A 16,147-nucleotide genomic window follows, 5' to 3' on the forward strand; every position below is an offset into this window, starting at 1 on the left:
CATCCGTCGTTGTGCCGGGGCCCGAGATCTCGTCGCGGGCTGTCGGCCGCGGCATCCGTCAGTCCGACGTCAGGCGCAGTGCGTTCCAGAGTTCTGCCCGCCCGCCGAACTGGTCGAGGTCGAGTCCCAGGCGCTCCGCGGCGCCGTCGACGCGGGATCGCAGGGTGTGGCGATGGATGCCGAGGGCGGCGGCCGCCGTGCCCCACGATCCGTTGTGCGCGAGCCAGACCTCGAGGACGCGCCGCAGCTCGGGGTCGTCGGCGAGGGGGAGCAGCATGTGCCGTGCGACCTCGTGCGCCCGGGTCTGCTCGAGATGGCCGAGGATGCCGGCGTCGGCGAGCTCGTCGAAGAAGACGATCGGGTGCCGGGCCGATGCCCGATCGCCCGCCCGGCGCGCCTCGACGAGCGCGACGGCGAACTGATCCCATTCCACGGGTGACGACACCCCGCCCGTGGGTTGGTGGGGTGCGGCCGCGGCGAACAGTCCCGCGTCGTCGCCGTCGCGGAACACGGCGACGACGTGGTCGCCCTGCTCCGCGAAGAACAGGGCACCGGGCCGCTTCTCGGCCAGGACCTCGAGAGCGGGGATCAAGGGGTGCGAGTCGAGCCGCTGCTCGGCGTCGAGCACCGCGAGGCGGGCGACGCGGAGGGGCGCTGCCGGCAGTCGCCCCCACAGGTGCTTCACCGTGTCGCCCGCGACGTCGGTGACGCCGGCCGCCAGGAGCTCCAGGATGCCGCTGCGCAGGCGCCGACGCGCGCTGTCGAGCGTGCTGCTCTGTTCGAGCGAGATGCTGGCGAGAGCGATGACACTGTCGACGAGGTCTTGGCTGGCGCGGTCGAACGTCTCGCTCGAGATGCCGACGGCGAGGACGCCGCGGAGGTTCTCGTGCTGCCCGAGGGTTTGCAGGGTGACCTCTCCCACTCCGCCGAGGCTGACACGGGCGGCGGCGGCGCGTCGCCGCGCGAGGGCGGCGGTGGTCGCAGCCCGCACCGGCTCCTCGAGGGCGGCGGGTATGCCCTTCGTCTCGGTCACAAGCACGAGGGCGCCGGCGGCATCGAACAGGGCGACCCAGGTCTCGAGCGCGCGTTCCAGCTCGCGCAGGATGGCGCCGAGTCCATCGGGCCGGAGAGCCGCCCGAGCGACGCGGCGCTGCGCGAGCAGCGAGCGCTCTAGGCGAGCCCGCTCGTCGGCTGCCGTCGCGTCGGAGACGGCTTTGATCACACCCATGAACGGCGTCCGTCGTGACACCTCGATGAGCGGCAGGCCGTGCTGCGCGCACGCGCTGACCAGCTCGGGCGGAACGCGTTCCAGCAGGATTCCCACGGATACGCCCAGGGCGCGCACGCCCAGCGCGACCAGTCGCGACACGTAGGCGTCGGCGTCGGCGTTGTGCGGGGGAAGGAAGGGCGCGCCGTCGGTGAGCAGCAGGCCTCCCGGCTCGAGCCACGGCGTGGGGTCGGGGAGGTCGGAGTTGTGCGCCCAGGCCAGCGGCGCGTCGAGAGCGGCGTCATCGACCGCGGCCAGCGGCGTCAGGAGAAAGGCGGGTTCGGCCATGAGGGAGCGCAGGTCGGCGGGCACGCGGTGGCCTTTCTGTCTCGATGCCGGATGGTCGAAAGGCTGGCGTCGCGAACGACATCTCGGCATCCAATGCTCTCACTCTCGTCGCGATGATGGAGGCAACCGCAGCCGATCACCGGAGGACCCATGACTTTCGTCGCCGACCCCCTCGCCTCGCCGTCCAACGCCGACATCTCGAAGGCCGACCGCAGCCGCGTCTTCCACTCGTGGTCGGCGCAGGGGTCGCTCTCGCCGATGCCGATCGCGTCGGGCTCCGGATGCGTCGTGTGGGATGCCGAGGGCAACGAGTACCTCGACTTCTCGAGCCAGTTGGTGAACGTGAACATCGGGCACCAGCATCCGAAGGTCGTCGAAGCCATCCGCGCGCAGGCCGAGGTGCTCACCACCGTGGCCCCCGCCCACGCGAACGCCACGCGTGCCCGTGCGGCAGAGATGATCTGCGAGCTCGCGCCCGCCGGCTTCGAGAAGGTCTTCTTCACCAACGGTGGGGCGGATGCCAACGAGAACGCCATCCGCATGGCCCGGCTCGTCACGGGTCGCGACAAGGTCATCTCGCGCTACCGGTCGTACCACGGCAACACGGGAGCGGCGATCGTGGCGACGGGCGACTGGCGCCGCATCCCCAACGAATACGCGCGCGGCCACGTGCACGTGTTCGGTCCCTACCTGTACCGGTCGGAATTCTGGGCGACCACCGAGGAAGAGGAGTGCACCCGAGCGTTGCACCACCTCGAGCGGGTCATCCAGGCGGAGGGCGCCGCCACGATCGCCGCGATCCTGCTCGAGACCGTGCCCGGCACGGCCGGTGTGATGACGCCTCCCGCGGGCTACCTCGCCGGTGTGCGCGAGATCTGCGACCGCTACGGCATCGTCATGATCCTCGACGAGGTCATGGCCGGCTTCGGTCGCACGGGGGAGTGGTTCGCGTTCGAGGCGCACGGCGTCACGCCCGATCTCATCACCTTCGCCAAGGGCGTCAACTCCGGGTACGTGCCGGTGGGGGGCGTGATCATCTCGGATGCCATCGCGCACTACTTCGACGACACGGTGTTCCCCGGGGGCCTCACGTATTCGGGTCACCCGCTCGCCGCGGCCAGCATCGTCGCTGCCCTCGGCGCCATGCGCGAGGAGGGCATCGTCGACAACGCCAAGCGCATCGGCGCCGAGGTCATCGGCCCGCGTCTCACCGAGCTCGCCGAGCGTCACGATTTCGTCGGAGAGGTGCGCGGCAGCGGCGTGTTCTGGGCGATCGAGCTCGTCTCGGACCGCGAGAGCCGCACGCCCGTCACGCCCGCGACGATGGGCGCGATCAAGGCCGCCCTGCTGAGCCGCGGTCTGCTGCCCTTCATCGCCGACAACCGCATCCACGTCGTGCCGCCGTGCGTCGTCACCGACGTCGAGGCCCACCGCGGCCTCGACATCATCGACGCGGTGCTCGCCGACGTCGCCCTGGCGTGACGACATGACATCGGCCATCGCCCCTGCGTTCTCGCCCCACGGGATGGTGGAGTCCCCCGCCGCGGCCATCGCCTCGCGCCTGCACCGATGGAGCACCGGTCGCGGCGGTCCGTTGAGCGATGCGCGCGCACAGTTCGACGCCGCCAGCCGGCTCATCGGACTCGACCCGGCGCTGCACGCCGTGCTCTCGGTGCCGCAGCGCGAGCTGACCGCCATGCTGCCCGCTCGTCTGCCAGACGGGCGCACCGTGATGGTGGCGGGTCACCGCGTGCAGCACTCCCTGGCGCGCGGTCCGGGTAAGGGCGGCATCTTGCAGGGCGCGGGCCGGGGCGGCTCGACGGCGTCGACCTATATTCGCGCAAGGATCCGGAGAGAACGAGATCCGCGTCGTCGTAGACGACAAGACCGGCAACATCATCACCGTGACGAAGGGCTGGATCGAAAGTCGCGTTCCCGCATAACGGCGGATGTGTCTGAGCCTCGACCCACCGTGCTCCCATGCACGCACCTGGGGTCACTGTGGAACAGCTACCGCGCACCAGCTTCAGGCGGAAGAGTGAGCTACCCCGGTACGCCGTGCGGCTCGACGGGACGATGATTGGCCGCGTCGAGACTCACCACCTGGACGGAGCCAGAAGCCTCTTTTACTTCTCCCACGCACTCCACCCCGAGAGCGGCGAAGAGCACCGTCTCGAAGGCGGCATCGACTTCGAGGAACGGGTTGACGTGGTGCGCCGGTTCTGGTTGGACCCGATGCAGTTTCCTCAGCACCTGGGCATCAGGCGATAGCGTGACCGGCATGACGAACTACAACCTATTTCGCGAGAACGACAAGTGCGCTCCGACGGAGGAAGAGAAGGCAGAGATTGAGCGCTTATCGGAGACGTTCAGAGACCTTCAGCGGCAGAACGCAGTGGACGAGATTCGTCAGCTTGCGCGCCGAATCATGGCTCTCTCGCGCTCGCTCAGCGACGAGAAGACCGTAGGCCGCATCCTCTCTGAGTCCGATGAAGGGGACGCATCCACCGTGCAGCACTACGCGGAGCAGATTCACTGCAGGCTGACCGCTCCCAGGGACTCTGCGACCTCCTGAAGGCGGCCATAGGTGGAGTTCTTCGCCGCGTTCGACGGTCCGGCCTGGACCACCTTCGGTATCTCGTTAGCGGCCCTGGGAGTGTCGGGATGGGCGCTCTGGCGTGCGCGGACACCGCAACCGCACTGGGAGTTCGTGAGCGCAGGGAAGGAGTTGGTAGGTAACCCGGACTATTGGGATAGCTACGCGCAAGTTTTCCGCGCCCATTATGTGAAATGGACGGCGAACGTCAGACAAGACGGTCCTGGCACGGCTGAGTCAGTGCTCCTTTCGCGGCGCGACCCTTCAGGTGGATGGTCGGAGGAACGGGAGCTACAGGCGCTGTCCGTCGGGCGCGGCGGAAAGTTCGGAATCATCCTGTGCGAAGACGCCAAGGTCCCGGGGGAGTATGTCATCAGGATTCGTTACAGGTGTCTTCCCAATACGCGCAAACTCCGAACGTGGGAGCACACCCTCACGCTGGACTAACAGCGGTACCTCTGAGCGGCTGCATGGTCACCGGCTGTAACGCGCAGCCGTAGTTTGTCAGGCTCGATTCATCCAGAAGGTTGCTGCGTACAACCGGAATACAGACTGTCCTAGCAGGAGAACCTGATACATGGTCAGCGAGACCGTGACAGCAGACACCACATTGCTCAATAACCAGTGCGATGGCACCGCTAGCTGAGCAACCGCGAGGCCCGTCGCCACAATGCCGACCAAGACTGTCCAGAAGAGTTGAGTAGTCAGCCGGTACACATGCCAACGCTCATCGCTCGTATTGAAGCCAGGCGTCGTTTTCGCGTTGATGGCGCGGGGCCAGAACAGCATCGCCATCGTCACGCTGAGAGCGGTGAACACCGCATTGGCAGCGAGGACGGCTGCGCCGGGGTCGTCAGTCGGAGCGCTGAGACCGTATGCAAGCCCAAGGAGGGCCGCCAGAGCGGCCCAGGAAAATTGCAGGGGCTGTGCTCCCTGGCGGGCAATAGACGGCGGCGCGTCGGAGTGAAACTGGTCGCGAACCAGCCGCCAAACCGAAATCCCCTTCATATGTCCCTACCGCCTCAGCCTCCGAAGGTTTGAAGTATGTCATCGACCACCGACGCCAGGTGTTGCGCGAGGTCGCGACCGTCTTGCAGGAACTCGCAACAGGCGTCCGCGAACTCTGCTGGCGTCGGTCTGATGGGGACTCTCAAGTTCGTTTGGTCGGGTCCAACCTGATAGATGAGCGAGGGAGGTTCGTCCCCGACCCCGACCCCGAAGGAACGCTGATGCCCGCTCGGCGTCTCGAACGCCACGGTCGCGGACCATCCCGCACCTACCAAACCATCGACCGTGAGTCCGTCTTCAACCACCGGGATATCTCGCAGGAAGCCGAACACTGCCTGGCGGTCCGCGCCATCGCCACGTACAAGGCGACTCAGTCGCATATCAGCATGCGGTTTGACCGAGATTCGCACGTTGCCGCCGTAGCCGTTCGCCAACATGGCTTGGCTATCACCGTCGCGGGGAGCGTCGAAGTTAATCTCACGGACCGGAACCTGCTGCGCCCACTGCATGACAGCCGCCCACGCGACTACGGGCCGAACTTTGAACGTCATGTCCGGCGCAACGTCGCGGAACGCGCGCATGAGCCGTTGTCCAAGGTCCGAGCGTGCCGAAGCCATTCCCGCACGCTCGTTCAGCCAGTAAACCTCGTGGCCATCGCGCGGGAACACGAACATGCTCCGAACCAGCGACTCATTGTGCTCGTCGGGGCCGTAGTCCACAGACTGGCCGCTTCGTCGGTGGAGTGTGCCTTCTATCCCAGCGCGGCCCACTCCAAGTTCGACGTAGATGAACCGGTCGTTTTCAACCAGCTCTGCGACCCGCAGACCGCGTGAAGCGTCGTCACTGTTGATGGACAGTGCAGCTCCTTGAACTGACCGGAGCACTCCAAGGATGACCTGTCTGAACGAGACGCCCGTGCCGTCGATGTCGTTAATCGGTCGCCGCTCACCCGCGCGCTCATATCTCGGCGCGGCTGAGATTGCGTATGGACTCAAGCTGTAGTTCGCCACCCTGCCCCCTGGTCGGTGTTGCATTGAACTGTATCCAGCTGACTGGATGAATCGTGTGATTTTCCGCTCGGTTCGGTGAGGTGTGCCAACTAGGAACCGTCTGGCCCCTGGATTCTTCGCGTCATGCGCCTGATTTTGCGCAGAGTTCTTTTTCACCATTGGCGATTTGGCGCTTTTTCGAGGCTCCTAGCGACGCCGACCGTTGCGCTTGCGCTTGCTTCGTGGCTTACGGAAGCGCTCAGTGGTCTGGTTCAAAGCGAGAACCAGACCGGTCAGCGAAGCGAGGAACGCCGTGATGTCGTTCAGCAACGTCATCAAGCGACCCCCCTTCAGGGTGGTGCGCGCCAATGGGGCGAGCGAGGACCGCAGCGTGATGCGGCTGCGGAGCTTGGGGATGCCCGTATGCATAGAAAAAGCCCGTTCAAGGAACGGGCTTGGTTCGGGCAAAAATGTTCCGAGCAAAGTCAATGGCACGGGACCGGGTGCATGCGGGAGTGCGGACACTCTGAAGCTAGGGGGTGCAAGTAATCGCTGCGAAGACGACAAGCCGCGCGGGGAACGACCAAGCGTCTGAAATGCAAGTCACCGAGGACGCCGAAGCGGACGCCGCGTACATCACGATCGCCGCCGGCATCGCTGAGGGAGCGGCGACGCAACAGCTGCATTCCATCGCCACACCGGGAGGCCTCGGCGAGATCATCCTCGACTTCGGCAGCGACAACCGCCTGCTCGGCCTCGAAATCCTCAACGCCAGCCTTGTTCTCCCGCAGAACGTCATCGAATCTGCAAAGTCCCCCGCCTAGCTGTAGCACCCACGCACGTGACGTTGCGGGAGGTGGTTCGTTAGCGGAGCGCCCGCAGCTGGATCCTCTTTCGCGCATCCGCTGCATCGCCGTGTGGTCCGCGCCTATCGTCGTTCCGTGAAGAAAGTGTGGATCGTCTACAGGGGCGACGACGAGGTGGAGATCCTCGGCGTCTTCCTGGATCAAGACGAAGCGACGACGTACGCACAGGCCCTTGCTGAGACGCAGTACGAGGGCGAACGGATCTGGACCGGCGGCTACGCCGTGCCGTACCGCATAACCGACGACCTCCCGCGCTGACCAAGGCGAGGTCGGACCCGCATCTTGGTGCCCTTTTCGTGGCGGGTGGAGCCGGGCGCTACCGACCGGCCTGAGGCAGAAGGGCCCCGCGCGAACGAATCGCGCGAGGCCCCAGAAGCACAACGGCTCACGCCTGCAGGAACGGGTAATCCGTGTACCCGCGCTCGCCGCCGCCGTAGACGGAGGCCTGGTCGACCTCGTTCTCGTCGGCGCCCTGCTCCCACCGCGTGACGAGGTCGGGGTTCGCGATCGCGGGGCGGCCCACGGCGACGAGGTCGGCGATGTCGTCCTCCACGACCGAGACGGCCTCATCACGCGTGGTCACGCTCGAGAAGCCGCTGTTGATGATGAAGGTGCCGCCGAAGGTGCGACGGAGGTCCTGGATGAGGTCGCCGGCGGGGTCGGCGTGCAGCACGCTCAGGTACGCGAGGCCCAGGGGAGCGAGGCCCGACACGAGCGCCTCGTAGGTGGCGCGGGTCTCGGCGTCGTCGGTTTCCCAGACGTCCTGGATGTTGTGCGCGGGCGAGATGCGGATGCCGACGCGCGTCGCGCCGACCTCGGCTACAACGGCCTGCGCGACCTCGATGACGAAGCGGGCGCGGGCGGCGGGGGATCCGCCGTACTCGTCGGTGCGCTGGTTCGACGCGGGCGAGAGGAACTCGTGCAGCAGGTAGCCGTTTGCGCTGTGCAGCTCGACGCCGTCGAAGCCGGCATCCACGGCCTTGCGGGCGGCGGCGACGAACTCGTCGCGGACCGTTTCGAGCTCGGCGGTCTCGAGCGCGTGCGGGGTGGCGTAGGCGACCTTGGTGCCGTCGGCCAGGCGGGTCTCACCGTCGATCGCGATCGCCGAGGGGGCGACGATACGGTCGGTGCCCGTGATCTCGGGGTGCGTGACGCGTCCGCCGTTCATGAGCTGCATGAAGACGGTGCCGCCCTCGGCGTGCACGGCGTCGGCGACCTTAGCCCAGCCCGCGGCCTGAGCGTCGGTCACGATGCCCGGCTGACCCGGGTACGCGCGCGACTCGTCGCTCGGGAAGACACCCTCGGTGACCAGCAGGCCGATGCCGGCGCGCTGCGCGTAGTACTTCGCGACGATCGGTCCGGGAACTCCGTCGGCGCCGGCGCGCAGGCGTGTCATCGGGGCGAGCGAGACGCGGTTGCGGACGCCGATCTCTCCGACGGTGGTGGGGCTGAACAGGCTCATGGGTGTCCTTTCGTGGGGGAACAGAACCGACTCCCCCAACCCGATGACCTCGACGGGCATTCCAGGAACGCACGAATTCTCAGGCGTGCCAGAGAAAACCTCAGCCCCCATACCCCCGCACGCTCGCCGCGCCATCCGAACGCGGGTCGCTGCCGGCGTCGAGGCCACCGTCGGCGGCCACGATGACGAGGTTGGCGTGGCCGACGAGCTCGTCGGCATCCGGTGTCTCGATGATGTGCAGCCGCGTCGCCTCGAGCGAATCGCGGGCGGGGGTGGGCAGGTCGCTCTCGACGTAGATGTCGGAGGGGCGGTCGCCGTCGCGCTGTGGACCCACGACCGCGCGCGGAGCCGACACCGCCTCTTGCGCTGTAGCTCCCGCCATCGCCCGCAGCAACGTCTGCGCGTGGATCTGCGGCTGGCCCTGGCCGCCCATCGTCGCCGAGACGAAACGCAGACCCTTCGCGTCGTCGACCATGACCGGCATGAGGGTGTGGAGCGGGCGTTTTCCGGGGGCGAGGGCGTTCGGCGATGCGGGGTCGAGCGAGAAGCCGGTGCCGCGGTTGTGCAGCAGAATGCCGGTGGAGGGCTCCACGACGGCCGCTCCGAACGCGTGATAGACGCTCTGGATGAGCGACACCGACCACCCCGACGAGTCCGACACCGCGATGCCAACCGTGTCGCCGCGGGGGCGGCGGAAGCCGGGCAGCACGGGCTCGTCGCCGTGGGCGGTCGCGTCGCCGGTGAGCAGCTCGGTGACGTCTCCCGAGGTGACCCGCGGGTCGGCGAGCAGCTCGTCGCGCACGAGGTTCGCGGCGAAGAAGCGCTCCATCATGCGGCCGAAGTCCGCACCGAGGGGGTCGGCGATGCCCTGTCGCTCCAGCTCGCCGAGCACCCGCAACAGCACGAAACCATGCGTGTTGGGTGGGCTCGTCAGCACGCGATACGCGCCGAACGAGGTGGTCAGCGGCTCGACGACCTCGGGGTGGAAGAGCAGCAGGTCGGCCGCCCCGATGCGCGAGCCGAGACGCGCGAGGCCGTCGACGAAACCGGCGGTGAGCTCGCCGTCGTACAGGGCCGCGGCGCCCCCGTCGCGAATCGCCTCGAGGGTGCGGGCGAGCACGGGTTGCACGAGGGCATCGCCCTGCACGGGCAGGCCCTGCGCGAGGAACGTGTCGCGAAACCCTGCATCGAACCCGATCGCGGCCTCTTCTTCGCGGAAGGCGGCGGCGAGCGAGCGCGACACCGGGACTCCGTCGCGGGCGGCAGCCACGGCATCCGTGAAGATCTCCTCCCAACCGAGCTGACCGCCCATGCGCCGCAGCACCTCCCACCCGCGAACCGCGCCCGGTACCGTCACCGTATCGATGCCCCGATACGGCAGCACCTCGCCGTGCGCTTCGCGCATCGCCGCGCGATCGACAGCGGATGCCGCGGGGCCCGACGCGTTCACACAGCGCGTGCGCCCCGAGGGGTCGCGGACCAGGGCGATCAGGTCGCCGCCGATGCTGACGTTGTGCGGATAGACGACGCTGAGGGTGGCCGCGGCCGCGAGGGCGGCATCGATCGCGTTGCCACCGCGGGCGAACGCTCGCTCGGCGGAGCGGGTGGCGTCGGCGTGCGGAGTGGCGATGGCGCCGGTCAGGGGCGTGCGAGACATGGGTGTTCCTCGGTGGATCGTGCGGGGAGGGGAGAGGGTCAGAGGATCTTCGAGAGGAACGCCTGCGTGCGCGGGTGCTCGGGCGCGGCGAACAGCTGGCCGGGCGGGGCGACCTCGACGATCGCTCCGGCATCCATCACCACGACGCGATCGGCCACCTCGCGGGCGAAGCCCATCTCGTGCGTGACCACGACCATGGTCATGTGGTCGGCGGCGAGCTCGCGCATGACGTCGAGCACCTCGCCGATCATCTCGGGGTCGAGGGCGCTGGTCGGCTCGTCGAACAGCATCAGCCGCGGCTTCATCGCGAGAGCCCGGGCGATCGCGACGCGCTGCTGCTGACCGCCCGACAGCTTGCTCGGACGCGCGTCGGCCTTGTCGCCCAGCCCCACGCGCTCGAGGAGCGCCTGCGCCTGCGCGACGGCCTCCGCCTTCGCGACACCGCGGACGCGCACGGGCGCGTGCCAGATGTTCTCGAGCGCGGTCATGTGCGGAAAGAGGTTGAAGTGCTGAAAGACGAACCCGATCTCCTGCCGCTGCTGCCGGAGAGCCGACTTGGTGGCGGGAACGCGTCGACCGTTCGGCGCGATCCGGTAGCCCATCGGCTGGCCCGCGACCGTGAGGTCGCCGCCGTCGATGCTCTCGAGGCCGTTCATCGTGCGGAGGAACGTCGTCTTGCCGGCACCCGAGGGACCGACGAGCACGACGACCTCGCCCGGCTGCACGTCCAACGACACGTTGTCGAGCACCTGGCGCCCACCGAGTTCGCGGGTGACGTTCTTCGCGCTGACGAGGGGATCGGTCATTTCAGGACTCCCGAGTCGGAGAGGGTGGTGACGGGGGTGAGGGGCGCCGACCGACGACCCCCGAACAACCGCTGCCACGGAGACGCCGTGGTCACGATGCCCACGCGGGCGTTGAGCTTCTTCTCGATCGCGCTCTGGATGATCGTCCAGATCGTGGTGAGGGCGAGGTAGTAGATCGCGACGACGGCGAAGATCTCGAAGGTACGGAAGGTCGCGGCGCTGATGCTCTGCGTGACGAGGAACATCTCGGACACCCCGATCACGCTCAGAATCGACGTGCTCTTCATCAGCCCGTTGAACGAGTTGCCGAGCGGCGGCACCATGAGCCGCAGCGACTGGGGCAGGATGATCCACCGCATCGCCGACGTCCCCGACATGCCGAGGGCCTGCGCCGCCTCGGTCTGGCCGACGGGCACGGAGTCGAGGCCGGCGCGGATGATCTCGGAGATATACGCGCTCTCGTTCATGATGAGCCCGACGATCGCCGCTTGGATCGCGGCTTTGACCAGGATGCCGCCGAGGTCGACGTCTTGGAATCGGAACACGTTCGCCGCGGCGAAGCCCGTGTAGATGATCACGAGCTGCACGAGCAGCGGGGTACCGCGGATCAGCCAGATGTAGAGGCTCGCGATCACGCGCAGCGGTGCGAATGCCGACCGCCGCATCAGCGCGATCACCAGGCCGACGACGAGCGCCCCGGCCATCGCGAGCACCGAGATGAGCACCGTCAGCGCGAGACCTTGCAGGAAGGGCGCGCCCGGGGTGAGCAGGTTCTTCCAGAAGAAGCCCCAGTCGAAGTTCACCGTCAGTTGCTTCCGCTGTAGGCGAGGGACTCCTGCCCCCACGTGCTGAGAATCTTGGTGTAGTCGCCCGTCGAGACGAGGTCGTCGAAGGCCTTCTGGATGGCCTCGTGCAGCGCGGTGTTGTCCTTGAGGGTGGCCGCGCCGATGTCGATCGCGTCGGTCGGGTCGCCCACCATCTCGATGCCCGCGGTGCCCTGCTTCTGGTAGTAGCCGATCAGCTCGGCCGCGTCGAGGTACGCGTCGAGCTGTCCGCTGACCAGCTGCTGGAAGCCCACCGTGGCCTGGTTGTTCGTGCTGATGTCGAGGGGCTTCTTGCCCTCGGAGGTGCAGGTCGTCGACTGCCTCTCGGCGAGATCCTGAGCGGTGGTTCCGACGGTCACCATGACCTTCTTGCCGCAGAGCGAGTCGTCGAGGCCGGTGATGCCGGCATCCGCTCCCTGCTTCACCGCGACGCCGGTGGCGGAGGTGAGGTACGGCACGAAGTCGACGACCTCTTTGCGCTCGGGCTTGATGTAGAGCGAGGCCATGATGACGTCGCACTGCTTGGCCTGCAGGCTCGGGATGAGCGCCGAGAAGTCGACCGTGACGAAGTCGGGCGTGAGGCCGAGGCGACCGGCGACCGCTTTGGCCAGGTCGATCTCGCTGCCGACGAGGTTGCCCGACTCGTCGGTGCTGATGTTCGGGGGCGAGCCCAGGTTGGTGGTGCAGATCGACAGTTTGCCGGCCGACCGCAGGGCGGTGGGAGCGACGGTCGTGATAGCGGATGCCGTGTCTGCTGCCGGCGCCGGGCTCGAGGAGCACGCGGCCAGGCCGAGGGCGGCGATACCGGCGACCGCGGCGACAGCGGCGATGCGAGTGGTGGTGTGCATGGAAATCTCCGTCGATGCTCGATGCTCCGCCACCTCGGGAGTGACGTGCGGAGCAGGCTATCAAGTGATAGGTAATGCGTCTATCAATTGATAGAGGGCGCGTGTTGCGCCCGCATTTCGCGACGGAGTCGCCCCCGAGAAAAGTCGGGGGAAGGGGCGGGGACTACCGCGAGAAAGAGACCGCGCCCTCGAGGCGCGATTGAGTCGCAGAACGCACGTCCTCGAGACGGAACGGATCGACGAGCACCGCGCGCAGGATGAAATCCGACACCTGAAGGGGGCGGTGGGCGACCGGCGCCGACGCATTCGTCTCGCGCTCGCGCATGCCCTCGAATTGCAGGCCGGTGATCGCGCGCTGCACGAACTCGGCATCCATCGCCATGAACTCGCCCGCCGTCATGCCGTGCTCGACGAGGGAGCGCACCTCGTCGTGGAAGCGCGAGATCTCGCCGCGCTGGGTCTCGAATTCCGGCTCGGTGAAGATCGCATCGCTGTAATACCCCCGCGCGTCGTACGGCAGCGTCAGATAGTCGTGCGAACTGATCGTGAGGAAGTAGTGGAACCGCTCCGCCCACGACGCGTCGAGGTCGCGAGCTTCTTGCAGCCGACCGAAGGTCTGCGCGAGGTCGGCGTCGACCAGCTCGGCGAGAATGACGTGCTTCGCAGAGAAGTGGTAGAACAACGACGGCTGCCGGATGCCGACGGCATCGGCGATCTCTCGCGTCGTGGTGCCGTGATACCCGTGACGGCCGAACAGGCGGGCCGCGTGCACGAGAATCTGCTGCCGCGTTCCCCCCTCTTCCATGCGGCGATTCTATCGGTCGCTAGGCCGGGGCCCCGGCCGGGGGCGTTACCGGGGGCCGACATGTCCCTCTTTTCGGCGATCCGGTCTCTGCCGCGCCGTCATACGCTGGGGTCCCAGCCACCCACCGGAGGACCCGCGATGACCGAGAACCCCCTCGCCCACCGGCTCGATTACACGCTCGCCGAGCTGGATGACGACGCCCTCTCGGCCTCGCCTTTCGAGCTGCTGCAGCAGTGGCTGACGGATGCCGCGGACCAGCCCGAGTCGAACGCGATGGTCGTGTCGACGGTGGATGCCGAGGGCCGGCCCACCTCGCGCACGGTTCTGCTGCGCGGGATCGACGACGACGGGGCGCTCGTCTTCTTCACCAACCGGCAGTCGCGGAAGGGCCGCGCGCTCGCCGGGAACCCGGCGGTGTCGATCCTGTTCCCCTGGTACGCGCTGCAGCGACAGGTCATCGTGCTCGGTACGGCCACGCCGCTGCCGCCGGAGCGCGACGACGCGTACTTCGCCTCGCGGCCGCGCGGCTCGCAACTGTCGGCGTGGGCGAGCCGCCAGTCGGAGCCCGTGGCATCCCGAGCCGCTCTCGAAGAGCACATGGCCGAGGTCACCGCCCGGTTCGCCGACGATGAGGTCGTGCCGCGGCCACCGCACTGGGGCGGATACCGGGTCGAGCCGCGTGAGATCGAGTTCTGGCAGGGCCGGCGGTCGCGGCTGCACGATCGGGTCGTGTTCACGCGGGATGACGACGGGTGGGTGGGGTCGCGGCGGCAGCCGTGACCTGTACCGGGTCGTCGCGCAAGGGGCGCTCCCGAAAGTCCCTCGTGCCGCCCGGCCCCGTAGATTCGATCCATCCCGCACACGCGGGTCGCGACGCGAATCATCGGGGGTAGGGCCAGATCATGGCGAAGAAGAACACCGACGCGCGTCAGCTCGACGACAAGGCGTTCGTCCAGGCGACGTCCGAGGCGAAGTCGCGGTACGGCCGGTTCAACCTCGCGATCGTCGGCGCTTCGGGCGTGGGCAAGTCGTCGCTGGTCAACGCGGTGTTCGGGCGCGACTGGGCGAAGGTCGGACGCGGCTTGCCGGTCACGCGCGGCGTGCACTTCTACAGCGACGACTCGCTCGGTATCTGGGACGTCGAGGGGTTCGAGATCGGCTCGCCCGTTCCGCCGGATCAGCAGCTGCGCACCCACCTCGACGCGATCGCCGCCCACCCCGGCGACCACCAGATCTCGGTCGTCTGGTACTGCGTGCGGGCCGCCGACGATCGGCTGACCCCGGCCGATATCGCGATGATCCGCGAGCTCGACGAGCGGGGGCTGCCGGTGATCCTGGTGTTGACGAAGGTCGACTGGATCAAGAACCCCCTCACCGGGCACCAGGGCATCGCTAAAGATCTGGAGGCGTTCGTCGAGTGGCTCAACGACCCCGTCGACCCGAACACCGGGGAGCGACTGCGCATCCCCTACCGGCAGGTCGTCCTCACCTCGACCCGCGACAAGAACGGGAAGGGCAAGGGGCACGGCCTCGGTGACCTTGTCACGCAGACCCTCGAGCTCGCCCCCGAGCGCGACAAGGACGCCTTTCGCATCGCACAGCGACTCAACCTCCCGTGGAAGAGGGAGATGGCGCGGCCGATCATCGCCGCGGCGGCCGCGGCCGCAGCGGGGGCTGCGACCGTTCCGCTTCCTGTCTCGGATGCTGTCACGCTGGCGCCGATCCAGCTGACGATGATGGGCCGGATCGCCGCGATCTACGACCTCGAGGTCAAGACGATGCTCTCGGCCGGCGCGCTCGCGCAGTTCGGCGTGCAGGTCGCGGGGCGGGCGCTCGCGACGAGCTTCCTCAAGCTCATCCCCGGTGCCGGGATCGTCGTGAACGCGGCGGTCGCGGGTGCGTTAACGGCGGCGACGGGCGAGAGCTGGCTGAAGATCTGCGAGCTGCTGCACACCGGCAAGATCGACGTGCGCAAGCTCGACCAGGAGTGGGCGAAGTACGCGCCCAGCTTCATGGACGTGGCACGCAAGCTCGTGGAGCGGCGCGTCACGAAGAAGAGCTGAGAGACACGTCGAGCGGGGACGCGCCCGACCCGACAAAGAACGATGCCCGCCCCGGAGGGGGCGGGCATCGTCTCTTTAGCGACGCTCAGTTGTGAACGCGGCGGCGCTTTCCGTACAGGAAGATGCCCGCGCCAGCCATGAGCGCGAGGGCTCCGGCACCGACGAGAGGCATCACGTCGGCGCTACCGGTCACGGCCAGCTTCGACCCGGACGCGACACTCGACGAGCCGCCGACGGGGGCGGCACTCGACCCGTTGCCCGCGGGAGCGGGGGTCGGGGTCGGGGTCGGGGTCGGCGTGACGGCGGCGGGGAGGGTGAAGGACACGGTCTGTTCGCCGCGGCCTGCGCCTCCGGTGACCTGGTTGGCGGAGATGGTCTGTGCGACCGGGGCGTCATCGGGGTAGGTGCCGGTGGTGGACCACTGTCCGTTGACGACGACGGCGGCGGTGGTGCCGGGGATGCGGTTGCCGTTGGCGTCGAGGACGTTGACGGTGGAGCCGTCGGTGCCGGTGCCGGTGAAGGTCACGGTGCGGGAGTCGACGGTCTGGCCGTTGGTGGGTGCGGTGACGGTGAAGTTGCCGACGGGGGTCACGGCGGGGAGGGTGAAGGACACGGTCTGTTCGCCGCGGCCTGCGCCTCCGGTGACCTGGTTGGCGGTGATGGTCTGT

General features: G+C 67.9%; 19 protein-coding genes. 7 read left to right on the forward strand and 12 right to left on the reverse strand.

The window, feature by feature from the left end:
- Positions 1-58 precede the first annotated feature (58 nt).
- The gene (locus AB6V29_RS14520) at positions 59-1,579 is read right to left on the reverse strand and encodes a PucR family transcriptional regulator (protein WP_369359492.1); all 1,521 of its coding nucleotides are present in this window, start codon (positions 1,577-1,579) and stop codon (positions 59-61) included.
- A gap of 126 nt (positions 1,580-1,705) precedes the next feature.
- Between AB6V29_RS14520 and AB6V29_RS14525 the strand changes: the two genes are divergently transcribed.
- Entirely contained in the window at positions 1,706-3,037 is a 1,332-nt protein-coding gene (locus tag AB6V29_RS14525) for an aspartate aminotransferase family protein (RefSeq protein WP_369359494.1), read from the forward strand.
- A gap of 561 nt (positions 3,038-3,598) precedes the next feature.
- On the opposite strand, the gene AB6V29_RS14530 is transcribed toward AB6V29_RS14525, so the two are convergent.
- Positions 3,599-3,838 (reverse strand): hypothetical protein, encoded by a 240-nt coding sequence (locus AB6V29_RS14530; RefSeq protein WP_369359495.1) that lies wholly within the window; start codon positions 3,836-3,838, stop codon positions 3,599-3,601.
- Between AB6V29_RS14530 and AB6V29_RS14535 the strand changes: the two genes are divergently transcribed.
- Positions 3,837-4,130: a hypothetical protein gene (locus AB6V29_RS14535; protein WP_369359497.1), complete on the forward strand. Its 294-nt coding sequence runs from the start codon at positions 3,837-3,839 to the stop codon at positions 4,128-4,130. The genes AB6V29_RS14530 and AB6V29_RS14535 overlap by 2 nt on opposite strands.
- Before the next feature lie 12 nt (positions 4,131-4,142).
- Positions 4,143-4,598: a hypothetical protein gene (locus AB6V29_RS14540; RefSeq protein ID WP_369359499.1), complete on the forward strand. Its 456-nt coding sequence runs from the start codon at positions 4,143-4,145 to the stop codon at positions 4,596-4,598.
- Positions 4,599-4,655: 57 nt separating this feature from the next.
- Here the strand turns inward: AB6V29_RS14540 and AB6V29_RS14545 are convergent, their stop codons facing one another.
- From AB6V29_RS14545 to AB6V29_RS14555, 3 genes are all read right to left on the reverse strand, one after another.
- Complete coding sequence (locus tag AB6V29_RS14545; protein ID WP_369359501.1) at positions 4,656-5,159, reverse strand: hypothetical protein; 504 nt, start codon at positions 5,157-5,159, stop codon at positions 4,656-4,658.
- A 14-nt stretch (positions 5,160-5,173) separates the two neighbouring features.
- Positions 5,174-6,169: a hypothetical protein gene (locus tag AB6V29_RS14550; protein ID WP_369359502.1), complete on the reverse strand. Its 996-nt coding sequence runs from the start codon at positions 6,167-6,169 to the stop codon at positions 5,174-5,176.
- 186 nt (positions 6,170-6,355) lie between these two features.
- The gene (locus AB6V29_RS14555) at positions 6,356-6,577 is read right to left on the reverse strand and encodes a hypothetical protein (protein WP_369359504.1); all 222 of its coding nucleotides are present in this window, start codon (positions 6,575-6,577) and stop codon (positions 6,356-6,358) included.
- Between the two features lie 167 nt (positions 6,578-6,744).
- Between AB6V29_RS14555 and AB6V29_RS14560 the strand changes: the two genes are divergently transcribed.
- Positions 6,745-6,972: a DUF2283 domain-containing protein gene (locus tag AB6V29_RS14560; protein WP_369359506.1), complete on the forward strand. Its 228-nt coding sequence runs from the start codon at positions 6,745-6,747 to the stop codon at positions 6,970-6,972.
- Between the two features lie 117 nt (positions 6,973-7,089).
- Positions 7,090-7,272 (forward strand): hypothetical protein, encoded by a 183-nt coding sequence (locus AB6V29_RS14565; protein ID WP_369359507.1) that lies wholly within the window; start codon positions 7,090-7,092, stop codon positions 7,270-7,272.
- 127 nt (positions 7,273-7,399) lie between these two features.
- Here AB6V29_RS14565 and AB6V29_RS14570 read toward each other — a convergent pair whose 3' ends face one another.
- From AB6V29_RS14570 to AB6V29_RS14595, 6 genes are all read right to left on the reverse strand, one after another.
- Complete coding sequence (locus AB6V29_RS14570) at positions 7,400-8,476, reverse strand: alkene reductase (RefSeq protein ID WP_369359509.1); 1,077 nt, start codon at positions 8,474-8,476, stop codon at positions 7,400-7,402.
- A gap of 100 nt (positions 8,477-8,576) precedes the next feature.
- A complete protein-coding gene (locus tag AB6V29_RS14575) occupies positions 8,577-10,133 on the reverse strand; it encodes a gamma-glutamyltransferase family protein (RefSeq protein ID WP_369359511.1) in 1,557 nt (518 codons plus the stop codon).
- Between the two features lie 38 nt (positions 10,134-10,171).
- Positions 10,172-10,939, reverse strand: a complete 768-nt coding sequence (locus tag AB6V29_RS14580) for an amino acid ABC transporter ATP-binding protein (RefSeq protein ID WP_295843487.1) — start codon at positions 10,937-10,939, stop codon at positions 10,172-10,174.
- Positions 10,936-11,742, reverse strand: a complete 807-nt coding sequence (locus tag AB6V29_RS14585) for an amino acid ABC transporter permease (protein WP_369359513.1) — start codon at positions 11,740-11,742, stop codon at positions 10,936-10,938. Before AB6V29_RS14585 ends, AB6V29_RS14580 begins: the two co-directional genes overlap by 4 nt.
- Positions 11,743-11,744: 2 nt before the next feature.
- Positions 11,745-12,611 carry an ABC transporter substrate-binding protein gene (locus AB6V29_RS14590; protein WP_369359515.1) on the reverse strand — a complete coding sequence of 289 codons (867 nt, stop codon included), beginning with the start codon at positions 12,609-12,611 and terminating at the stop codon, positions 11,745-11,747.
- Positions 12,612-12,774: 163 nt separating this feature from the next.
- Positions 12,775-13,416, reverse strand: a complete 642-nt coding sequence (locus AB6V29_RS14595; RefSeq protein ID WP_289940199.1) for a TetR/AcrR family transcriptional regulator — start codon at positions 13,414-13,416, stop codon at positions 12,775-12,777.
- 138 nt (positions 13,417-13,554) lie between these two features.
- Here AB6V29_RS14595 and pdxH point away from each other — a divergent pair, with 138 nt between their 5' ends.
- Both pdxH and AB6V29_RS14605 read left to right on the forward strand, forming a co-directional pair.
- A complete protein-coding gene (gene pdxH, locus AB6V29_RS14600) occupies positions 13,555-14,196 on the forward strand; it encodes a pyridoxamine 5'-phosphate oxidase (RefSeq protein ID WP_369359518.1) in 642 nt (213 codons plus the stop codon).
- A gap of 122 nt (positions 14,197-14,318) precedes the next feature.
- The gene (locus AB6V29_RS14605) at positions 14,319-15,479 is read left to right on the forward strand and encodes a GTPase family protein (RefSeq protein ID WP_103207613.1); all 1,161 of its coding nucleotides are present in this window, start codon (positions 14,319-14,321) and stop codon (positions 15,477-15,479) included.
- A gap of 85 nt (positions 15,480-15,564) precedes the next feature.
- Here the strand turns inward: AB6V29_RS14605 and AB6V29_RS14610 are convergent.
- Positions 15,565-16,147: LPXTG cell wall anchor domain-containing protein (locus tag AB6V29_RS14610; RefSeq protein WP_369359520.1), on the reverse strand; the 583-nt coding region annotated here is incomplete at its 5' end.

It is taken from the genome of Microbacterium sp. 20-116 (genome assembly GCF_041079415.1).
Lineage (GTDB): Bacteria > Actinomycetota > Actinomycetes > Actinomycetales > Microbacteriaceae > Microbacterium.